12 protein-coding genes are annotated in these 21,133 nt (G+C 59.3%); 9 read left to right on the top strand and 3 right to left on the bottom strand.

Annotated features, from left to right (window positions below; all coding sequences use genetic code 11):
* Position 1 precedes the first annotated feature (1 nt).
* Positions 2 to 1,267: a metallophosphoesterase family protein gene (locus tag NW833_RS05775; protein WP_414411846.1), complete on the bottom strand. Its 1,266-nt coding sequence runs from the start codon at positions 1,265 to 1,267 to the stop codon at positions 2 to 4.
* A 394-nt stretch (positions 1,268 to 1,661) separates the two neighbouring features.
* Here NW833_RS05775 and psaA point away from each other — a divergent pair, with 394 nt between their 5' ends.
* Positions 1,662 to 3,929: a photosystem I core protein PsaA gene (psaA, locus tag NW833_RS05780; protein ID WP_414411847.1), complete on the top strand. Its 2,268-nt coding sequence runs from the start codon at positions 1,662 to 1,664 to the stop codon at positions 3,927 to 3,929.
* 21 nt (positions 3,930 to 3,950) lie between these two features.
* A complete protein-coding gene (gene psaB / locus NW833_RS05785) occupies positions 3,951 to 6,185 on the top strand; it encodes a photosystem I core protein PsaB (protein WP_414396655.1) in 2,235 nt (744 codons plus the stop codon).
* Positions 6,186 to 6,271: 86 nt separating this feature from the next.
* Here the strand turns inward: psaB and argS are convergent, their stop codons facing one another.
* Positions 6,272 to 8,068 (bottom strand): arginine--tRNA ligase, encoded by a 1,797-nt coding sequence (gene argS / locus NW833_RS05790; protein WP_414411848.1) that lies wholly within the window; start codon positions 8,066 to 8,068, stop codon positions 6,272 to 6,274.
* A 553-nt stretch (positions 8,069 to 8,621) separates the two neighbouring features.
* On the opposite strand from argS, the gene NW833_RS05795 reads away from it, so the two are divergent.
* Both NW833_RS05795 and NW833_RS05800 read left to right on the top strand, forming a co-directional pair.
* Positions 8,622 to 9,446 (top strand): electron transfer flavoprotein subunit beta/FixA family protein, encoded by an 825-nt coding sequence (locus NW833_RS05795; RefSeq protein ID WP_414410684.1) that lies wholly within the window; start codon positions 8,622 to 8,624, stop codon positions 9,444 to 9,446.
* A gap of 29 nt (positions 9,447 to 9,475) precedes the next feature.
* Entirely contained in the window at positions 9,476 to 10,588 is a 1,113-nt protein-coding gene (locus NW833_RS05800; RefSeq protein ID WP_414411849.1) for an electron transfer flavoprotein subunit alpha/FixB family protein, read from the top strand.
* On the opposite strand, the gene NW833_RS05805 is transcribed toward NW833_RS05800, so the two are convergent.
* Complete coding sequence (locus NW833_RS05805; protein ID WP_414396663.1) at positions 10,585 to 10,878, bottom strand: YggT family protein; 294 nt, start codon at positions 10,876 to 10,878, stop codon at positions 10,585 to 10,587. The genes NW833_RS05800 and NW833_RS05805 overlap by 4 nt on opposite strands.
* Positions 10,879 to 11,050: 172 nt before the next feature.
* Here NW833_RS05805 and NW833_RS05810 point away from each other — a divergent pair, with 172 nt between their 5' ends.
* The 5 genes from NW833_RS05810 (at position 11,051) to NW833_RS05830 (ending at position 21,043) form a co-directional block, all read left to right on the top strand.
* Positions 11,051 to 12,190: a response regulator gene (locus tag NW833_RS05810; protein ID WP_414411850.1), complete on the top strand. Its 1,140-nt coding sequence runs from the start codon at positions 11,051 to 11,053 to the stop codon at positions 12,188 to 12,190.
* 296 nt (positions 12,191 to 12,486) lie between these two features.
* Entirely contained in the window at positions 12,487 to 12,852 is a 366-nt protein-coding gene (locus NW833_RS05815) for a response regulator transcription factor (protein WP_414410687.1), read from the top strand.
* Between the two features lie 100 nt (positions 12,853 to 12,952).
* Entirely contained in the window at positions 12,953 to 13,471 is a 519-nt protein-coding gene (locus NW833_RS05820; RefSeq protein WP_414411851.1) for a CheW domain-containing protein, read from the top strand.
* Positions 13,472 to 13,770: 299 nt separating this feature from the next.
* Positions 13,771 to 16,125, top strand: coding sequence for a methyl-accepting chemotaxis protein (locus NW833_RS05825; protein ID WP_414411852.1), 2,355 nt, complete (start codon positions 13,771 to 13,773; stop codon positions 16,123 to 16,125).
* A gap of 145 nt (positions 16,126 to 16,270) precedes the next feature.
* Positions 16,271 to 21,043, top strand: coding sequence for a response regulator (locus NW833_RS05830; protein WP_414411853.1), 4,773 nt, complete (start codon positions 16,271 to 16,273; stop codon positions 21,041 to 21,043).
* Positions 21,044 to 21,133: the final 90 nt, after the last annotated feature.

Below are 21,133 nucleotides of genomic sequence, written 5' to 3' on the forward strand. Positions count from 1 at the left end.
ATCAGTCTTCTTCTCCTACAAAGGCTCCGCTCAGGCGGGTGTATATCTCTGCCTCGCTTTGTCCCTCCAAGACTCTTTCTTTGAGATCCAAAAGCAGCTGCGCCAGCTCCTTGCTGCGCTTCCGGTAGTGGGCATGACTGCTCAGCAGATCCCTATAGATTTTCTCTTCAACTTGGAGCCTTTGCTCTTCTTCAAGGGAAAGAGCGGCCGAGCCAATCTCAAGAGAATTGGCCTCGAAACGAAACAGGACAACCAGGGCACCAGTAAGCTGCTGAATTTGCCGTTGCAGATCTCGGCTATCCAGCTCGTGCTTGGCAAAGCCCACCTGACCTACCAGCCGCAACTCTACCAGCGGCTCTGGCCCGTCGCCTGGCGGCCCAACTTCCTTGGCCATGGCAAGGGCTGCTGCAGCAATTTCGGCAGGCGTTTCTCGACCCTTAGCCTCGAGGTAGAGTCGCTGACAGGGTCTTTGGTAGTAATCCTGCACCAGCTCTGCCTGGGGCGGTCCCTCTCCCCAGCGGACGCGATAAGCCCCTCGCGAAAGATCCCATTCAGCAGTACTGGTGGCCTCCAGCGATCCTGGATTGAAGATCCAGCCTTCTTCTGCATAGCTTTTGTGGATATGTCCCAAGGCTAGATAGCCCACCCCCACCTCCCGTAGAGGCAGGAGATCCCGGTAGCGCAAGGCGCCCTGGTAGCGGGCAATTTGCCCTTCCAGTCCGTGGTGGAACATCAACACCACCCGCTCGGGGCCAGGAGGCAACTGCCGAATAGCTGCCGCCAACTGCTCAATGGACTTGGGAGCTGCTGACCCGTACCACTGGGAACCGATGACCCGCACTCCACAGGGGAGATCTAAGTAGCTCCCCCGCCCATCTGACCAGGGGTGCAGCTCCAGGCCCTGTTCTCCTTCCTCTGGCTCCAGCAAAATGAGCTCTCCGTGATCGGCCAAGTAGCGCAGCCAACTGGTCTTGACACCATAGGGGCGACTGTCGTGGTTGCCCTCGATGGCCAAAACCGGGATCCCTGCTTGCTTCAGCTCCCGCAAGACAAGCTGGGCTTGGTTGAGAACTCCAGGCTGAATTTGTCGATGCTCAAACAGGTCGCCAGCAATGAGGACAAAGTCTACCCGCTTTTGAATGGCATGGCGGCGCACCACATCCCGAAAGGCCAAGAAAAAATCTTTGCTCCGTTCTGGACTGTCGTAGCGGTCGCAGCCCAGATGCACATCGGCCAAATGCAAAAAGGTGCAGGTAGAAGTGGCCATTGCCAGAGCTTGTCAGCAAATTGCTCACAGTTTAGCAAACGGATCTTGAGGGATCCCTGCCCCGCAATTTTCGGCTTCACGCCGCTGGGGTAGGCACTGCCCTTCTGCTGCCAGACCGATTATTTGGGCTAGCCACTGAAACGAGTGATCCATCCCGGCCAGCTCTTTCCGCAAGCTGAAAGTCCGTTACACAACTATGCAAAGGAGAGATCCCCAGCCTGCCGTAATCCCTCAGGTGGGAGGGGATGCCTGGCGCCTGAGTTTAATTATTGTGAAGCGACAGGGGGTTTACAGAGGCTGACCTATAATGCCAGGTAAGTCCCGCCCAGGGGAGAATCCCCAGTTTTGCTAGGGCGGGGGTGCTTCGTTCCTGGTCGCAAGAGAGGAGTTCTTGATGACAACTACACCTAGGGAGCGAGAGCCAAAAGTCAAGGTTTCGGTTGATATCGATCCAGTTCCCACCTCATTTGAGAAATGGGCCAAGCCAGGGCACTTCGATCGCAGCCTGGCGCGGGGGCCCAAGACCACGACCTGGATCTGGAACCTGCATGCTCTTGCCCATGACTTCGACAGTCACACCAGCGACTTAGAAGACATCTCTCGCAAGATCTTTTCGGCGCACTTCGGCCACCTGGCGGTGGTCTTCGTTTGGCTGAGCGGCATGTACTACCACGGCGCTCAGTTTTCCAACTACTCCGCTTGGCTGGCTGATCCCATCAATGTCAAGCCCAGCGCCCAGGTAGTCTGGCCCATTTTTGGCCAGGAGATCCTCAACGGTGATGTGGGCGGCGGCTTTGAAGGGATCCGCATCACCTCGGGCCTCTTTCACCTCTGGCGGGCTGCCGGCATCACCAATGAGTTTCAGCTCCTGGTAACGGCCATTGGCGGCTTGGTGATGGCCGCCCTCTGCCTGTTTGCTGGCTGGTTCCACTACCACAAGCGGGCTCCCAAGCTGGAGTGGTTCCAAAACGTAGAGTCGATGCTCAACCACCACCTGGCGGGCCTGCTGGGGTTGGGCGCTCTGGCCTGGGCTGGTCACCAAATCCACGTGGCCATTCCCATCAACAAGATGTTGGATGCCGGCGTGCCGGCGGCCCAGATCCCTCTGCCCCATGAATTCATCCTCAAGCCGGCCCTGATGAAGGAGATGTTCCCCAGCGTGGATTGGGGCTTCTTCAGCGGGGTGGTGCCTTTCTTTACCTTGGACTGGGGCAAGTACGCGGAGTTCCTCACCTTCAAGGGTGGTCTGGATCCGCAAACGGGCGCCCTCTGGCTGACGGATCAGGCCCACCACCACCTGGCCATTGCCGTGCTCTTTATCGTGGCTGGCCACATGTACCGCACCAACTGGGGCATTGGCCACTCCATTAAGGAGATCCTGGAAGCCCACAAGGGCCCCTACACGGGCGAGGGCCACAAGGGTCTGTACGAAGTGCTGACCACCTCTTGGCACGCCCAACTGGCCATCAACCTGGCCATGGTGGGATCCCTGAGCATCATCGTGGCCCAGCACATGTACGCCATGAACCCCTATCCCTACATGGGCATTGACTACGCCACCCAGATCTCCTTATTTACCCACCACATGTGGATAGGGGGCCTGTTTATCGTTGGCGGCGCTGCCCACGGGGCCATCTACATGGTTCGCGATTATGACCCGGCGGTGAACCGCAACAATGTCTTGGATCGGGTGATCCGCCACCGCGACGCCATCATCAGCCACCTGAACTGGGTGTGCCTATTCCTAGGCTTCCACGCCTTCGGCTTCTACGTTCACAACGACACGATGCAGGCCCTGGGCCGTCCGCAGGACATGTTCTCGGACACGGGCATCCAGCTGCAGCCCATTTTTGCCCAGTGGATTCAATCGCTGCACACCAAGGCCATCGCTAGCACTGCTCCCTATGTGGGCGCTTCGGTAAGCCCCATCTTTGGGGGTGATGTGGTGGCTGTGGGTGGCAAGGTGTCCATGATGCCGATGGTGCTGGGCACGGCGGACTTCATGGTTCACCACATTCACGCCATGACCATCCACATCACGGTGCTGATCCTGCTCAAGGGGGTGCTGTTTGCCCGCTCTTCTCGCCTGATCCCCGATAAGGCCAAGCTGGGCTTCCGCTTCCCCTGCGATGGCCCAGGCCGTGGCGGCACCTGCCAAGTCTCCGGCTGGGATCACGTGTTCCTGGGGCTGTTCTGGATGTACAACTGCATCTCGATTGTGATCTTCCACTTCAGTTGGAAGATGCAGAGCGACATCTGGGGCACCGTCAACCCGGACGGCACGATTGAGCACCTCACCGGAGGCAACTTTGCAGCCAGCGCTATCAACATCAACGGCTGGTTGCGGGACTTCCTGTGGGCGCAATCGGTGCAGGTGATTAACTCCTACGGCTCAGCTCTGTCAGCCTACGGGCTGCTCTTCTTGGGCGCCCACTTCGTCTGGGCCTTCAGCTTAATGTTCCTGTTCAGCGGCCGTGGCTACTGGCAGGAGCTGATCGAGTCCATCGTCTGGGCCCATAACAAACTGAAAGTTGCTCCGGCCATTCAACCTCGCGCCCTCAGCATCATCCAGGGGCGGGCGGTCGGTGTGGCCCACTACCTGCTGGGCGGAATCGTGACCACTTGGGCGTTCTTCCTGGCACGGTTTGCCGCACTCGGCTAAGGCAAGGAGGAAGAGACAATCATGACCACTGCAACTCGTTTTCCCCAATTCAGCCAAGACCTGGCCAGCGATCCCACTACTCGACGTCTGTGGTATGGCATCGCCACCGCCCACGACTTCGAGACCCACGATGGCATGACGGAGGAGCGGCTTTACCAAAAGCTGTTTGCCACTCACTTCGGCCATCTGGCGATCATCTTCCTGTGGGCCTCTGGCAACGTCTTCCACATCGCCTGGCAGGGCAACTATGAGCAATGGGTGGCCAACCCCACCGGCGTCACGCCTATTGCCCACGCCATTTGGGATCCCCACTTTGGCAAGGCGGCAGTGGAGGCCTTCACCCAACCTGGTGGCGGTGGCCCTGTGAATGCTGCCTACTCTGGCCTCTATTACTGGTTCAACACCATTGGCCTACGCACCAACGGCGATCTCTACGCCGGCGCCATTGGCCTACTGCTACTAGCAGCGGTGTTCCTGTTTGCTGGCTGGCTGCACCTACAGCCTCGCTTCCGCCCCAGCCTGAGCTGGTTTAAGAACGCCGAAGCCCGTCTCAACCACCACCTGGCCGGCCTGTTTGGCGTCAGCTCCTTGGCTTGGGCGGGCCACCTGATCCATGTGGCCATCCCCGAGTCCCGCGGTCAGCACGTAGGTTGGGACAACTTCCTCACCACCCTGCCCCACCCAGCGGGCCTGAAGCCGTTCTTCACCCTCAACTGGGGGGTGTACGCCCAGAACCCAGACACGGCCAACCACGTCTGGGGCACCGCAGAAGGGGCGGGCACGGCCATCCTTACCTTCTTGGGCGGCTTCAACCCCAACACCCAGTCTCTGTGGTTGACGGACATGGCCCACCACCACCTGGCCATTGCCGTGCTCTTCATTGTGGCTGGCCACATGTATCGAACCAACTGGGGCATCGGCCACAGCATCCGCGAGATCCTGGGCGCCCATAACCCACCCAAGAACACTCCCTTTGGGGGCCTGTTGGGCGAAGGGCACAAGGGCCTCTACGACACGGTCAACAACTCCCTGCACTTCCAATTGGCACTGGCTCTGGCCTGCTTGGGGGTGGTGACCTCGCTGGTGGCCCAGCATATGTACGCCCTCAACCCCTACGTGTTCATGTCCATGGATCACACCACGGAGGCGGCTCTCTACACCCATCACCAGTACATTGCTGGCTTCTTGATGGTAGGAGCTTTTGCTCACGGAGCCATCTTCCTGGTGCGGGACTACGATCCCGAGGCCAACAAGAACAACGTGCTGGCGCGGGTGCTGGATCACAAGGAGGCGATCATCTCCCACCTGAGCTGGGTGTCGCTGTTCTTGGGCTTCCACACGCTGGGGCTGTACGTCCACAACGACGTCATGCAGGCCTTCGGCACGCCGGAGAAGCAGATCCTGATCGAGCCGGTGTTTGCCCAGTTCATCCAGGCCTCCCACGGCAAGATGCTCTATGGCATGAACGTGCTGTTGTCGGATCCCAACAGCATTGCCTCCACTGCTTGGCCCAACCACGGCAACGTGTGGCTGCCAGGCTGGCTGCAAGCCATTAACGACCCCAATGGGTTCCTCTTCCTGCCCATTGGCCCTGGGGACTTCCTGGTGCACCACGCCATTGCTCTGGGCCTGCACACCACCACGTTGATCCTGGTCAAGGGGGCGCTGGATGCCCGCGGCTCTAAGCTGATGCCGGACAAGAAAGACTTCGGCTATAGCTTCCCCTGCGACGGGCCGGGCCGGGGCGGCACCTGCGACATCTCCGCCTGGGATGCTTTCTACCTGGCCATGTTCTGGATGCTGAACACCATTGGCTGGGTCACCTTCTACTGGCACTGGAAGCACCTGGGGATCTGGAGCGGCAACACTGCCCAGTTCAACGAGAACTCCACCTACCTCATGGGCTGGCTGCGGGACTACCTCTGGGCCAACTCCGCTCAGTTGATCAACGGCTACAACCCCTACGGGATGAACAACCTGTCGGTTTGGGCCTGGATGTTCCTGTTCGGCCACCTGGTGTGGGCCACGGGGTTCATGTTCCTCATCTCCTGGCGCGGCTACTGGCAAGAGCTGATCGAGACCTTGGTGTGGGCGCATGAGCGCACTCCCTTGGCTAACTTGATCCGCTGGAAGGATAAGCCAGTGGCCCTGTCGATTGTGCAAGGGCGCTTGGTGGGTCTAGCTCACTTCACAGTGGGGTACGTGCTGACCTACGCGGCCTTCCTCATCGCCTCGACGGCTTCCTTGTCGGGCTAACTGCCTAGCTAAAGCAACTCCAGGGATCCCTATAAGTGGGATCCCTTTTTTACTGCTCGAACCTTGGATAGGAACTCGGTCAAGCTTTACATGGACTCGGGGGCACTTAGGCCAAGGATGCCAGTGAGCACGTTAAACAAGACCTGCCGCGTAGCTTGCACTAGTTGAATGCGGGCTTGCGCCAAGAGGGGATCCTCTTTCAAGAGAGGTAAAATGCGGCAGTTGTCGTAAAACTTGTTGAAATCGGCAGCAACGGCTTCTGCATAGCGGATGATTTTATGCGGGGCGCGCTCCTCGGCAGCGGCAATCAGCTCATCCGGCAGAGCCAACAGGCGCAACAGCAAGGCTCGCTCTTCGGGTTCTCTGTAGGGCAGTCTTCGTTGCTCCGTCAGGGCAACTTCGTCAGTTAGTTTCACTTTTTCTTCCTCCTGTAACCGCCGCAACAGGGTACAGCAGCGGGCGTGGCTGTAGTGGACATAGACCACTGGGTTATCGAAAGTTTGCTTGACAGCTAAATCCAAATCAAAGTTGATGGGACTGTCCATGCTGCTGCTGAGCAAAAACCAGCGCGCTGCGTCGACCCCCACGCCAATTTCTGGATCTTCGATGAGATCGTTTAGCGAAACAAAATTGCCAGTGCGCTTGGACATGCGCACTTCGACCTTCTCTCCAGTTTCCGGGTCAGCTTTAAACAACTTGACAAATTGGCCAATCAGGATTTCCAGCTTCACCTCTGGGTTGAAGGCCGCCACCGCTGCCCTCAGGCGACCAATATAGCCATGGTGATCCGAGCCAAGGATGTTGATCAGCCGCTGGTAGCCCCGCCGGACTTTGTCGCGGTGGTAAGCGATATCAGCCGCTAGGTAGGTAAACGAGCCATCAGCCTTCTGCACCACCCGATCCTTGTCGTCGCCAAATTCTTGGGTTTTGAAGTAAACGGCCTCCTCGGCCCCTAGCTTGGGATCCTCGCCTCGCGGCGCTCTAGCCCTATAGAGAAAACCGCGCTCTTGCAGCTCTTGCAAAGCCTGCTGGATAGCGCTCAGGCCCGTCTGGGGATCTGGCGTATGCAAGCGGCGCTCGCTAAACCAGTGATCGAACTCGGTGCGCAACTGCTGTAGGGTCTGCTTTTGCCAGGCCAGGATTTCCTCATAAGCAAACTCTATGTATTCCTCTAGGCTGGCTGGCAGAGGGCGGATCCCAGCCTGCACTTGCTCCAGCAGCCGCCGAGCAATATCGATCAAGTAACTGCCGTGATAGCCGTCCTCTGGCAGAGCCACTTCTTCGCCCTGGAGTTGCCGCACCCGCACCTCTAGAGACTGACCTAAGAGCCGCATCTGATTGCCGGCATCGTTAATGTAGAACTCCCGCTCCACTTGGTGGCCTGTCCAGCGCAGCAGGTTAGCCAGGGTGGAGCCAACCGCCGCCCAGCGGCCATGCCCTACGTGCAGCGGCCCTGTTGGGTTGGCAGAAACATATTCCAGCAAAATGCGCTCGGGATGAGGACTGGCGGTTTTGCCAAAGTCGTCCCCCAACCTCAACAACTCTTGCAGTCGCCTGGCCAAAAAGGGATCCCCAAGCCGAAAGTTGAGGTACCCTCCCCCTGCCACCTCAGTTTCAATATCCGGCAAATCCAGGTGTTTTCGCAGAGTTTGAGCGATCTGAGCCGGCGCTAGGCGGCAGAGCTTGGCCATTCCCAAGGGAGTAGGACAGGCGTAATCGCCATAGCGAGGATCGCTGGGGATCTGAACAACTGGCATCACGCCGGCTGCCCGCTCGGGAGTCAAGGATCCCAGTTGCCCTGCTGCGGCTGCCCGTTGAATGCTTTCGGCTACGGCAGCGGTGAGAAAGCGAATCAGGGAGGTGGATAGGGACTGGGTGACCATGGCTGAGGGTACCAAGACAACTCTGCGAAAGCTCAACTGGGCACCAGCGCGTCTCTTGATTTTGACACAACTGCCTCCTCTCTGCTCCAGCCGGCCTGGTTCTAGGGAGTGAAGACCAAAATCCTAGTGTCTCGAGGATGGCAATTTCCAACGGATGAGAGCAGTCTGCTTGCCGCGAAGCAGTTGCGGCTACACCTCTTGTTTTGATTGCCCTGCGCTGCGCAAGAGGCGTTCAGGGGCCTTCACCTCAGCCACCGCCAAAGTTACGGCGTGAAGTCTGTTGCTACTTAATGCTGACTGTAACCACCGGCACTTTACCTGTAGACAAGAAACTTTGTCTTCCAGTGAAATTAAGCAGGCTAACTCCATCGGCTTGGCAAGGTCTAGTAAGCTTGCCGATTGGGCTCGCCAAAAGGCTGCTAGCAACAGATAAACGGTAACAACAAGTAACGGCTGACTAAAGCTGGTAGTGATCCCAAAAAAAAGCTGAATAAGTTTCGTGGGACAGGAAATCCCTTCTACCTTGGAGGAGATCAGTAGGGGACAAGCGCCCTTGGAGACCTTTGTTTTGATTAAGCAAGTGCCCGATCCTAATAGCAAAACGGGCGTCAACAGCGATGGCACCATCGACCGGGCCAAGGCCAAGCGGATGTTAAACCCCTTTGATCGCTACGCCCTGGAAGCGGCTCTCCAAACCAAACGCCAGCACGGGGCCAGGGTGACGGCAATCACCATGGGGCCACCGCCAGCCATCGAGGTACTTTACGAGGCCATTGCCCACGGCGTGGATCGGGGCATTCTGATAACCGATCGCCGCCTCGCTGCTTCCGATACCTTGGCCACTGCCTACACCTTGGCCCAGACAGTTCGCTATGCGGGCCAGCCGGATATCCTCTTCTGCGGGCTCCAGACCACCGACGGCGATACAGCCCAAGTGGGGCCCCAGTTGGCGGAGCGGCTGGGGATCCCTCAGGTTACCTATTGCGAGGCCTTCGAGATCCAAGAAGGGATCTTGGTGGCGCGGCGGGCTATCGAAGGAGGATCCCAGACAGTAAGGGTGCCCTTGCCGGTTCTGGTTACAGTGGCCAACACAGCGCGACGCTTGGCCTACCCTACCCTGCGCGGCATGCAGCGGGTGCAGCGGCTCATGCGGGACGAGGCAGCACGGGCTGAGGTCATCCAGATTCTTAGCCTAGACGACATAGGGGCCGATCCAGATCGCTGTGGCCTCAAGGGATCCCCGACCATTGTGGCCGCTACCGAAAAAGTTGGGGAGATGGGCGGCCGGTGTCAAGTTTTTCAGGGGCAGCCGCTGCCCCAACTGGTGCAACAACTCACCCAAGCCGTTGACTTGTTCCGCTACACCCTGACCTTCTAGCTTCCCCACCCCAAGAGGAGTCCCAACTTATGGATAGCAAGCGGGTAGTGGTCTTTGCCGAGCAAGTAGACGGGGAGCTACAGCCCATCGCTCTGGAGTTGTTAGGAGCGGGGCGACGGCTAGCGGACAAGCTAGGAGGGATCCTGAGTGCCTTGGTCCTTGGGCACAACATCGCCCACTTGCCCCCCCTCCTCATCGGCCACGGGGCGGATCAAGTCTTCATTGCCGATCACCCAGAGCTGGCTCAATACCGCACTCTGCCTTACCGCCGCGTCATCGTGGATCTCATCAAAAGCTGGCCTCAGCCGCCCCACATCCTGCTGTTTGGGGCCACCACCACTGGCCGCGACTTGGCCCCCCGCTTGGCAGCCCACCTGGAAACAGGCTTGACCGCCGATTGCACCGAGCTGGACGTCGGCCCCTTTGAGTACACCAACAGCAGAGATCCCAGCAAGGCTGGCTTCTTCCCCGCCTGCCTGTACGCCATTCGGCCCAGCTTTGGCGAATCGCTCAAAGCCCGCATTCTTGGACCTTGGAAGAATCCGCAAATGGCCACGGTGCGCCCTGGGGTGATGCTGCCCCTGCCGTGGGACGGATCTCGCCAGGGGGAGGTGATCCCGGTGCCGGTTAACCTGAAGCCGGAGGATCTAAAGTTGCACATTGTGGAAACGGTGCGCAACCTTTCCCAGGCAGTGGATCTCAGCCGCGCCAAAGTCATCGTTGCAGGCGGCTACGGCCTGGGATGCGCGGAAGGCTTTGAGCTGATGAGGGAGCTAGCCGCCTGTTTCCCCAACAGCGCCGTTGGCTCTTCTCGCAAGGCTGTCGATGCCGGCTGGATCCCCTATGCCCACCAGGTAGGCCAAACGGGGAAAACTGTCCGTCCTCAGCTCTACATTGCCTGTGGCATCTCGGGAGCCATCCAGCACCGAGTTGGCATGGACAAGTCCCAGCTCATCATCGCCATCAACAAGGACAGCTCCGCCCCCATCTTCAAATTTGCCCACTACGGCATTGTGGGGGATCTCTACCAGGTGGTGCCAGAGCTAATTCGGCACCTGAAACAGGCTCAGGAGGAGAGGCGAGAAGGAGCCAATGTCCAACAACCCTTCCAGCAGCGGCTCCCTCTTCTACAAAGGCCCTAGAAGGACGGGTGTAGGGCCATCGTTAGCAGACCCTGCTGCCCCAGCAACAGCTCCCGCAACAGGGTTACTAGGCCCACCCAAACTACAGGCGCCATGTCTACACCCCCCAGAGGCGGGATCAGGCGGCGTGTCGGGCGCAACAGAAACTCTGTTAGGCCGACCACCAGGGAGTAGGGCAGGCGGGAAGTATCCAGTTGCGGATACCAGGACAGGAAAATGCGCAGCACAAACAGCACGGTGTAGGTTGCCAACAGCGGACCTAGCACCCAGGCAGCGAATATCGGCAGCATACGTCTTGCAAGAACTAGGGGATTCCGAGCCCAACGGGGATGTAGGCGCTCGGCTCTAACCTTAGACTCAGCTTCTTAAAACTTTAACTCCATTTCCAAGATAGTCCTACAGGCAGCCGTTAGAGACTAGCGCCATAATGGTCGTATCTTGCTGACTGCAGGGAGGGATCCCATGCAGGGAAGACTCCAAGAGATCGATATCCGCAGCATTCTCCAGCTGATCGAGTTGGGCCAGCGCACCGGCGAACTTTTCGTGGAGGCAAACCCTTCCCTCTACTGGTTCATCTTTTTCCTCAATGGGCGAATCATCTATGCCTCTGAAGGCGAAGGCAACGCTGCTCGTCTCAGGGACTACCTGCGCCGCTTCCAGCTCGAAGCTGCCTTAGACGAAATTCAGATGCCACCCAAAGCAGCGGTGAACATCCCCGAGTACAGCCGCCTCTGGTCTTTGCTGGAAAACCACAAGCTCAACCCCAACCAAGGTAAGCAAATCCTTCTGGGCATGGTGCGGGAAGTCCTCTTTGATCTGCTCAGCCTTCACCACGGCTCCTTTATTTTCGAGGCCGGCCCTCCTCTGGCCCCCCAACTGACCACCTTCCCGGTCACTTCCCTGCTCACTGAGATGGTGACCCAAGTGCAGGAGTGGAAGAAGCTGCATCCCTACATCCAGACTCCCAACCAAGCCCCCACCATCGTCAACCCCCTGCCCCTCCAGCAAACCCTGCCAGCCGCCGTCTTCAAAGCTCTGAGTGAGTGGTCGGACGGCAAAACCAGCATTCGCCAGATGGCCCGCTACCTGGGCCGAGACATCCTGCTAGTGGCCAAAGCCTTCTATCCCTATGTGCAGCAGGGGGCAATCCACCTGTCCGAGCCTGTCCCCCTTGCTGGTCCCAAGCCTAGTAGACCCCTCAAACCTAGCGACAAGCCTGCTCACATCCTCTGCATCGACGATTCCATGGCCATCCAAAAAACCGTGGAGTTCATCCTGCAAAACGAGGGCTACCAGGTTACCACCATTGGCAACCCCCTCAAAGCTCTGGGACAGGTGTTTCTCCTCAACCCCGACATGATTCTCTGCGATGTGGCCATGCCCAAGCTGGATGGGTATGAGCTGTGCGCCATGTTGCGCAAATCCAGCCAGTTCCATGAAACCCCCATCGTGATGCTCACCGGCAAGGATGGTTTTTCTGACCGAATTAAAGCCCGCATGGCGGGGGCCAACGAGTTTCTGAGCAAGCCCTTTTCTGAGAAGGAGTTGTTGACCGTCGTCGAATCCTACGTGGGCCCACCTCCCAAACAGGGCGGCAAATAGGATCAAACGGGAGAGGGAGTACCGGACGGAGGCATGCCGCATCGAAACAATAGGGGTAGCACGGCTGGCCCACAGCCCCAGAGCTGAGCAATAGGCTTCAGTCGCAGCAGGCCAATGGCTGGGGGGTGCAGGCGATGGTCAAAGTGATAGTGGATAACCAGTTACCTACCTGGAGGCCACGCAGGAACGGCTACGAAGTGCTCCGGTGAAGGGAAATGAAGGCGCCAGACATGTTTGCGGAGTCTTTGCTCCACCAATTAGGTTAATGGTTAAGAGATCAAGGAGACCGGCCAAAAATGAGTCGCATTTTGGTGGTAGAAGATAGCCAATCCCAGCGGGAGATGATCAGTAAGCTGCTGCAGGAAAACGGCTTCGAGGTCATGACCGTGGAAGATGGAGTGGAAGCTGTAGAGGCGGTAAAGCAGAACAAACCCGACCTGATTGTGCTGGACATCGTCATGCCCCGCATGAACGGCTACGAGGTGTGCCGTCTTCTCAAAGCTGACCCGCTTACTCAGAACACTCCAATTGTCATGTGCTCTTCCAAGGGTGAGGAAGCCGACCGCTACTGGGGGCTGCGCCAGGGAGCAGATGCCTATGTCGTCAAGCCTTTTCAGCCCCAGGAACTGGTGGGTACGATTAAGCGATTACTAAGGGGCTAGCCCGCTTCTATGCCTTCCGGCAGAGCCCAGGGGGGGCTCTAGACCCGGGCAAGGGAGCGGTGGCCACCTCTCCACAGGACCATCCACAGGGGGGAGCATCATGGTGGGGGATCTGGACTTGTTGATGGGGGACGAAACCCAGGAATTGAGAGAAATTGAGGCTCCTGAAGGTGAGCTATTCCTGAAATTCAAGGTTGCCACCGGCGAAGAATTTGCATTGCCGGCAGTATCAATTGTGGAAGTGATGAGCATTGGCCCTGAGAAGATTACCCCCATGCCCAATGTGGTACCGGTTTTGCTGGGCACACTCAACTTGCGGGGTGAAGTGATCTGGGTTGCAGACCTGGGGCAATTCTTGGGGATCAGTCCCCCCCTCAATCTTGAGCGTGCCGAGCTGCCTGTGGTGGCTGTGATGGATCAACAGGATTTGCTGATGGGATTGGCTGTGGACTCCATTGGGGGCATAGAGTGGCTCAAGACGGAATCGCTGCAACCTGTTCAGAAGGCTCCTGAGTCGCTAGCTCCCTTCTTGCGCGGAGAATGGGTGATGCCAGAGACAGGGGCTCACTTGCCGTTCCTGGATCCGTCGGCCATCCTGAAATCTAATCGTTGGGGCTGATGAGGAGCCACCTATAAGTTCGCCAGGAAAAGGAGGATGTATAGTTCTTATCGAGATTGCCCCCTAGACAGGGGAAACAGCTTGGAGCCTGTTCCCAAGAGATTTGCCCCAAGCTTGCTGGGGATGTGTTGTGCTAGCTCTTGCCCCCAAAGCTTTAGGGTTGGAGGGGAAAAGCAGTCCATGACCAGGTACTACAGCTTTATGGCGACCTAGCGACTTTGAGGGGTTGGTGTGGGGTGAGTTCTGTGCATTGAGGCTAAAGCAGTCCCAGAGGTAGCCAAGCAGGGAAGGGAGGAGCCATGGTTTCCAGCGCAAACAATCAGAGAGACTTCACTGAGGGAATGGTTGCCTTTTGGCGGGGAGACTACGCTGAGGCAGTGCGTCTATTCAGCCAGGTGGCCGCTGCTCAACCTCAGGATACGGCGGTCAAGCTGTTGCTGGCTTCGGCCCAGAAGCAAGCAGGGCAACTGCGGGAAGCCCGCCATACCTACGATACCATCCTCAAAACGGCCAGCGATCCTGAGGATCTGGAAGCAGCCCGTAGGGGCCTGGAGGAGCTGTTGCAGGTGGCGCCGGAGCTAGCAGAGGCTCCCCCTTTACCGCAGGAGGACGAGCTTCAGCCTCGGGAGGGGTTTGCTGCTCAACTGGAGGAGTCGGATCCTTTTTCCCAGTTTGCGTTTGAGGAGAGGAGAGAAGCTGGGGCCGATCCCCTTGCTGCGGAGAGCAACAGCTTTGGAGAATTTGCCGAACCTTTCGAGACGAGACTCTCAGTGGAGCCAGCAGCCCCGTTGGGCTCCTCTCAGCCCCTGCCCACGACTCCTCGAACAACGGGAGGGGGTGTGAAGCAACCTCAGGCAGAGCCGATGCTCGAGGACGACTTTGCCTTCCTCAACGAGTTTGAGCAACAGCCGCAAGATCTGGAAAGCGATGCTGTTACTCAATTGGCTAGCGGTGCCGATTTTCCCGAGGAGATAGGCTTTTCTCTACCCACTTTTGAGGAAGGGGGATCCCTAGAAGAAAGCTTGCCGACGGAATTGGCCGCCCCCATGAGCGAGCCGATCCCTGCCCCCGACGAAGATACAGCCAGCGCTGGCTCTACGGTGCTCTTTGAGCCTGACGAGTTGAACAGCTTGGATCGCGAACTGGCCGGCACAGGCAGGAGCGAGCCGGCGGCCCTCGGCGCCGATGAGGGCAAGACAGGAGAAACGGCTAGAACGCTACAAAGCTTGCCGACTCTCTCCGTTCCTCTCCCCAGCATACCTAGAGGGGAACTGCCTAGCCGACTGACAGCCAATCAGCTGACCCTGGCGCTGATGCAAGGGGTGGTCAGTTTGGCTGCCGGCTTGGCCATTGGCCTAGGGATCCCAGCCAACGGTGGAGCCCGCCTGCTGGCCGGCGTAGTTGGCGGGGGGGTCATTGGCACAGGAGTTGGGGCTGTCCTTGCCTCCCGCCATGCCCAGCGCCTTCGCGCCACTACCCAAGAGCTGGCCGGACACTTTGCCGCCCTGGCCCAGGGGAATTATTCCGTGCGGGCAGAGGCGAGAGGAGATGACGAGCTGGGGCGCTTGGCCGACAGCTTCAACCGGATGGCTGCTGCCCTAGAGGCCCATTTTGCTGACCTCAGCCAGCGGGCTGCTGAACAGGGGCAGGCTAAGGAAGACTTGCAACGCCAAGTGATCCGCCTCCTGGACGATGTGGAGGGGGCAGCCCGCGGGGACTTGACGGTGCGGGCGGAGGTTACCGCTGACGTGCTCGGAGCTGTTGCTGACTCTTTCAACCTGACCATTAGAAGCCTGCGGGACATCGTGATTCAAGTGAAGCGGGCCGCAGCCGCTGTGAACGATGCAGCTTTACAGAGCGAGGACTTTGCCCGCAACCTTTCTGCCGACGCCCTGCGCCAGGCGGAGGAGATTTCCAACTCCCTCAACTCCATTCAGGAGATGACAGACTCCATTCAGGAGGTGGCTGGCAATGCTCGCGAGGCAGCCAATGTCGCTGCCCAGGCTACAGAAGCAGCTGCCCGAGGCGGAGAAGCCGTGGATCGCACGGTGGCCAGCATCCTGGAGATTCGGGAAGTGGCAGCAGAGGCGACCCGCAAGGTGAAACGCTTGGCAGAATCCTCCCAGGAGATCTCCAAGATTGTGGCTTTGATCTCACAAATTGCCTCGCGCACCAACCTGCTTGCCCTCAACGCCAGTATCGAGGCCGCGCGGGCCGGCGAGGCGGGGCGGGGCTTTGCCATTGTGGCCGATGAGGTGCGACAACTGGCTGACCGAGCCGCCAAAGCTTCGAAAGAGATCGAGCAGATTGTGCTGCAGATCCAGTCGGAGACCAGCAACGTCATGACAGCCATGGAAGAGGGAACCCAGGTGGTGATCGAGGGAACAAGGCGGGCTGAGCAGGCCAAAAACAGTCTGGACGAGATCATCGAGGTCAGCCACCAGATTGATAGGTTGGTGCGGGCCATTTCTCAGGCTACCGTACAACAAACAGAGACCTCTCGCGCTGTGGCCCACCTCATGCAATCAGTGGCGCTGACAGCCAACGAGACATCCGAAGAGGCGCAGAAAGTGGCTGCTTCGCTGCAGCAGTTGGTGGGCATTGCCCGTGAGCTTCAAGCTTCCGTGGGTCGCTTCCGAGTGGGAGATGAATGAGCAAATTTGCCTGGCTCGCGGGCACTCTAGGGAGTAAGGATCCCGATTCTCCTTGGGAGCCCCCTGCCAATCAGCGCAGAGGCAAGTTTTCCTGTGTCCAATTTGTTACTACTAAGACTGTGGGCCGTAGGAGGAGCCTCCTGCCATGAATGAAGAAGCACAAAAGCGGATTCTCAACTATTTCATCGAAGAGGCCCGCGACCACTTGGCCACTATCGAGCAAGGGCTCCTCAGCTTGCGGGACACGGTCGGCGACCCTGAGCAAATCAATGAGCTATTCCGAGCTGCTCACTCCATCAAGGGGGGAGCAGCCATGCTGGGCCTTACCAGCATTCAGCGAACAGCCCACCGCCTAGAAGACTTCTTTAACATCTTTCGCTCTCGTCCGGGCGAGGTGCCAGTGGATCAGCACCTGGAAACACTGCTGCTGCAGGTCTTTGATGGTCTGACGGCGCTCTTGGACGAGCTGCAGAGCCCCCAAGGCCTCACCCAGGAGTTCAGCGCTTCCACTTTGGCAGGATTGGAGCCAGTTTTTCAGGAGGCCGAAAAGCACATTCGCAGTCTTCTGGGCGAAGGACCCCCCTCCATTCCCGCTCCGGCTGTTGCCCCGCCGTCGGCAGCTCGCAGCCTTCAGCAGGAGATGGTGGAAGTGGTGCCGCAGCAGTTGCGGCAGATGTTGGAGCTGTTCAAGCAAGGGGATCAGCCGGGCGTGCGCGAGCAGTTGCGGGAGGCAAATGCCGTCCTCAAGCAAATCGGGCAAACTCATCACTTGAAAGGCTGGCAACAGCTCACAGAAACTTTCGAGCAAGCGCTGGGCAACCCCAATGCCGATCTGCGAACGCTGGCGTTGATTGCCCTGCGGGACTTCAAGCAAGGGCAGCAGTTGATCTTGGCAGGCAGGGCTGAGGAGGTGAGTGCCTCGGCAGAATTGCAGCAGCTGGCCCGCCCGGCAGCGCCGGCTGCACCCCCTGATCCCTTGGACGTGGTGATCCAGCAGCGGATCCCGGCCCTACTGCGCCAGATGCTGGAGCTTTTCAAACGGCCCGACGACCCCGCTACGCGGCCCGCCTTGCAGAGCATCGCCCAATCCCTGCAGGAGGTGGGGCAGGCCGAGGGTGTGGATCTGGGCGGCTGGACAGCCCTAGCGCGCCTGGTTGGGGAGATTTTGGCAGATCCTGCCCAAGATTTACGGCAGGTGGCTCTGCCAGTGTTGCGAGATCTCAAGCAGGGCCACCAGGCTCTGGCTAGCGGATCAGCCCAGAGCATCCAGCCCTCTGCAGAGTTGTTGGCCTTCCGCCGCGTGCCGACAGTTGCTGAGGAGGCTGAGTCAGAACTGTCCTCTGCCGAACCCGAGGCCGTCCTCTCTGCTCCGGCTCTAAGCCGAGAATCTGGGTTAGAGGAAGCCCTAGAAGCCGAAAGCCAAGAAACAGAACACCCAGAGCTAGGCCGGCCGGAGATGCCTGCCGAGAAGGGGATAGAGGAAGACGGGCAAGCTGCCGCCGACCTTACCCAGGAAGGCCTTGCTGGCTCCGCAGAGATGAACTGGCTTCAGGAGGAGGGGGCGCCACGAGCCGACTGGGCCGTGGGTGGAGGTGACTTCGACGCCACTCCCTTGAGTTTGGAGGAAGAGGTCTCCTTGGCCTTTGAGGAGCTGTTTGCCAACGCGGAACAGCTATCCGATATCGAAGAACTTCCACCAGAGCTGATCCCTCCTGCCTCTGAACTCTCCTCAGCAGCGTTCGAGGAGCTCATCCCAGAAGAGAGGAGAGCGGAAGCGGATCTGGCAGCGCTGTTTGCGGAAGTGGTGGGCGAAGCCACAGCGGAGGCTGGCTCTGCTGAGCAGACAGAGGCTGAGGACACAGGTCAAGCTCTCTGGAACGTCACCGAAGAGGAGTTGACGGTCCAAGCACCTGCGGAAAGGCCTACGGCGAGCCTCGACTTTGCGGCTGCAAGTGGTGGAGTGGAGGCCCCGTTTGAGCTGGAGGAGCTAGCCGTTGAGAGTTCTCCCTTGCCTGACTTGGAGTCAACTCCCAGGGTGGAGCTTTGGGCAGAGGTCGAGGAGGGATCCCCTGCCGAGGAGAGCCTAGAGGATCTTCTTGGGGCGGCAGAGCTGGCCTGGTCGGAAGCAGCCGAGCAGTCTGAAAGCCTCGAGGAGCCAGAGGTTGCGGCAGCCCAGGGCTTCACGGCTGAGCTGAGCCTGGCTGAGCTCTTGGCCAGGGAGACCCCAGAAAACCAGGAGGAGTGGGTGCTCCTGGAGCAGATGTTCCCAGCCCCAGAAGAGGAGCCTTCTGCAGCAGCTGCTGCCTCCTTCTCGGAGGATTCTCTCAACCGTCTCGAGGCGTTGTTTGCCGAGGAGGCCGAGGCCGAAGAGCTGGGCAGGGGGGCTGGCGAACCTTCATCGGCTGTGGATACCGATGGCGACAGCCAGATCGATCTGGAGGAGCTGAGCCGGTTCTTTGCCGCAGCGGCAGACACGCAGGAAGGAGCCTCCCTGGGTGACCTAGAAGCCTCGCCAGCAAGCAACTTAGCTGCAGAAGTTCCGCCAGAGGTAGCAGAGGAGGGTAGGGCTCTGCAGTCAGCAGAGGAAGACCTGGCCAGGCAACTGGAAAGCCTGTTTGCCGAGGATGAGCCCTTGGCCGCCCTGGGCGCAACTGTGGCTGAGGGCAAGATGCAGACCCCGGCAGAAGAAGCTTTAGAAGGCTCTTCCAGCCCCAGCTTGGACGATCTGGCTGCTCTCTTTGATGCTGCTGAACCAGCAGCGACTCCTAAGCTGGAAGAGGCTTCTGCTCCCCCTGCAGAAGCCGCCAGCGACTTCGCAGCCCAACTGGAATTGCTCCTAGGCGACCTCGAGGTCGCTCCCCAGGCTCCTGCTGCGCCTCCTCCCCCTGCTGTTACTGCTCCAGCAGCCACCCCAGCAGTACCCGCTACGCCAGCAACACCGGCCAGCCGGCGGGCTGCCCTAGGTAGCTCTGTAATGCGGGTGGAGGTGCGTCACCTGGACTTCATCAACAACTTGGTGGGAGAGCTGGTTGTCATCCGCAACAGCATAGAGCAAAACCAAACTCGCCTGCGCCAATTTCTCGATGGCCTATTGAGCCGTGTCCAGCAGCTTGGGGAGCTGGGCCAGCGCATGCGGGATCAGTACGACCGCTCCCTGCTGGAAGCAGCGCTGTTTTCTGGCCGCAGGAGCACGGCAGCAGTGGGCTCCAGTCGCAACGGCGAGGGATCCAGCCGCGCCAGAGTCGGTCACTCCACAGGCCAGGAGTTCGACAAGCTAGAGATGGACCAGTTTACGGCCTTCCACGCCCTGGCCCAGGAGATTATCGAGCTCATTGTGCGGGTGCGTGAGTCTTCCTCCGACATTGAGTTTGCCGTGAATGAGGCGGAGCAGATTGCCCGCCAGTTCCGGCAGGTCACCGCCCAACTGCAAGAGGGCCTGAACCGAGCGCGCATGGTGCCTTTTGCGCAAATTGCCGACCGCTTGCCCCGAGCCGTTCGCGACCTCTCCCTCAAAACCGGTAAGCAGGCCAGCCTGGTGGTGGAAGGCCGGGACACCCTTATCGACAAGGCCATTCTGGAAGAGCTCTCCGACCCGCTAACCCACCTGGTGAACAACGCCCTGGTGCACGGGATCGAGCCGCCGGAAGAGCGGCGCCGCTTGGGCAAGCCCCCTGAGGGCAAGATTACCGTCAAGGCTTTCTACCAGGGCAACCAAGCCATCATTGTCGTCTCCGACGACGGGGCGGGGATCCCGGTGGAGAAGGTCAAGGCCAAGGCGCAAAGGTTGGGGCTGCTGTCAGAGGAAGCAACCGAAGACGAGGTATTTGGGGTTCTCTTCCACCCCGGCTTCAGCAGCCGCGAGGCTAGCGAGGTAGACGATCTGGCTGGGCGAGGGGTTGGCTTGGATGTGGTGCGGCGCAACATCACTGCACTGCGCGGCAGCATTCAGGTGGATTCTGTGCGCGGCAGGGGCACCACCTTCACCATCTGCCTGCCGCTCACTCTAAGCATTTCCAAGGCGATGGTGTGTGTCAGCGACAAGGCCCTGATTGCCTTCCCCCTCGACGGCGTGGAGGAGATGCTGGATGTTCCCGTCGACGCCGTGCAGCCTGATGAGCAGGGACGGCCCACCATTCCCTGGCGGGATCAGCGTCTTCCCTTCCAGCCCCTCTCCAGCTTGTTGTCCTACAGCCGCAGCCACAGCCGCAGCCGCTCTGAGGTTTATACCGTCACCCAGGATGAGGGTATCATTCCCATCGTTGTCCTCCAAAGTGCGGGCCAGTACCTTGCTCTGCAGGTGGACAGCTTTGTGGAAGAGCAGGAGATCGTGATCAAGCAACTGCGCGGCCCTGTGCCCAAACCGCCGGGAATCTCTGGGGTAACGGTGTTGGGGAACGGGCGGGTGCTGCCGATTGCTGACGTCCTCGAGCTGGTGGATATGGCTCAAGGCCGCCGTCGCGATCTCAGCCGCCTCTGGGCAGAGCGTCGCGCTGAGGAGCCAAGGGCCGAGGAAACCCATCAGACCACGGTGCTCATTGTGGACGACTCGATTACCGTGCGAGAGCTGCTCTCCATGTCCTTCCAAAAGGTGGGCTACCGGGTGGAGCAGGCCCGCGATGGCCAGGATGCCTGGGAAAAGCTGCGTGGCGGCTTGCGCTGCGATCTCGTCTTCTGCGACATCGAGATGCCGCGCATGGACGGCCTAGAGTTGCTCTCCCGCATCCGGGCAGACAGCAACCTCAAGCATATTCCGGTAGCTATGCTCACCTCGCGAGGGGCAGAACGACACCGGCAAACAGCCCGGGAGCTGGGGGCCACTGCCTACTTCACCAAGCCTTACCTGGAGGAGGAGCTGCTCAGCGCCGCTGCCCGCATGCTGCAAGGGGAGCAGTTGTTGAAGCCTGCCCCCCCTTCCTGAAGGGGCGACGCCAGGATCGCCAAAGGGCTTGACTCCAGAGGAGATTGGAAGATGTAGGATATTGGCCTGTTGTCCTCGGGGGGAAGTGGC

Source organism: Synechococcus sp. O70.1 (genome assembly GCF_047462215.1).
Lineage (GTDB): Bacteria > Cyanobacteriota > Cyanobacteriia > Thermostichales > Thermostichaceae > Thermostichus.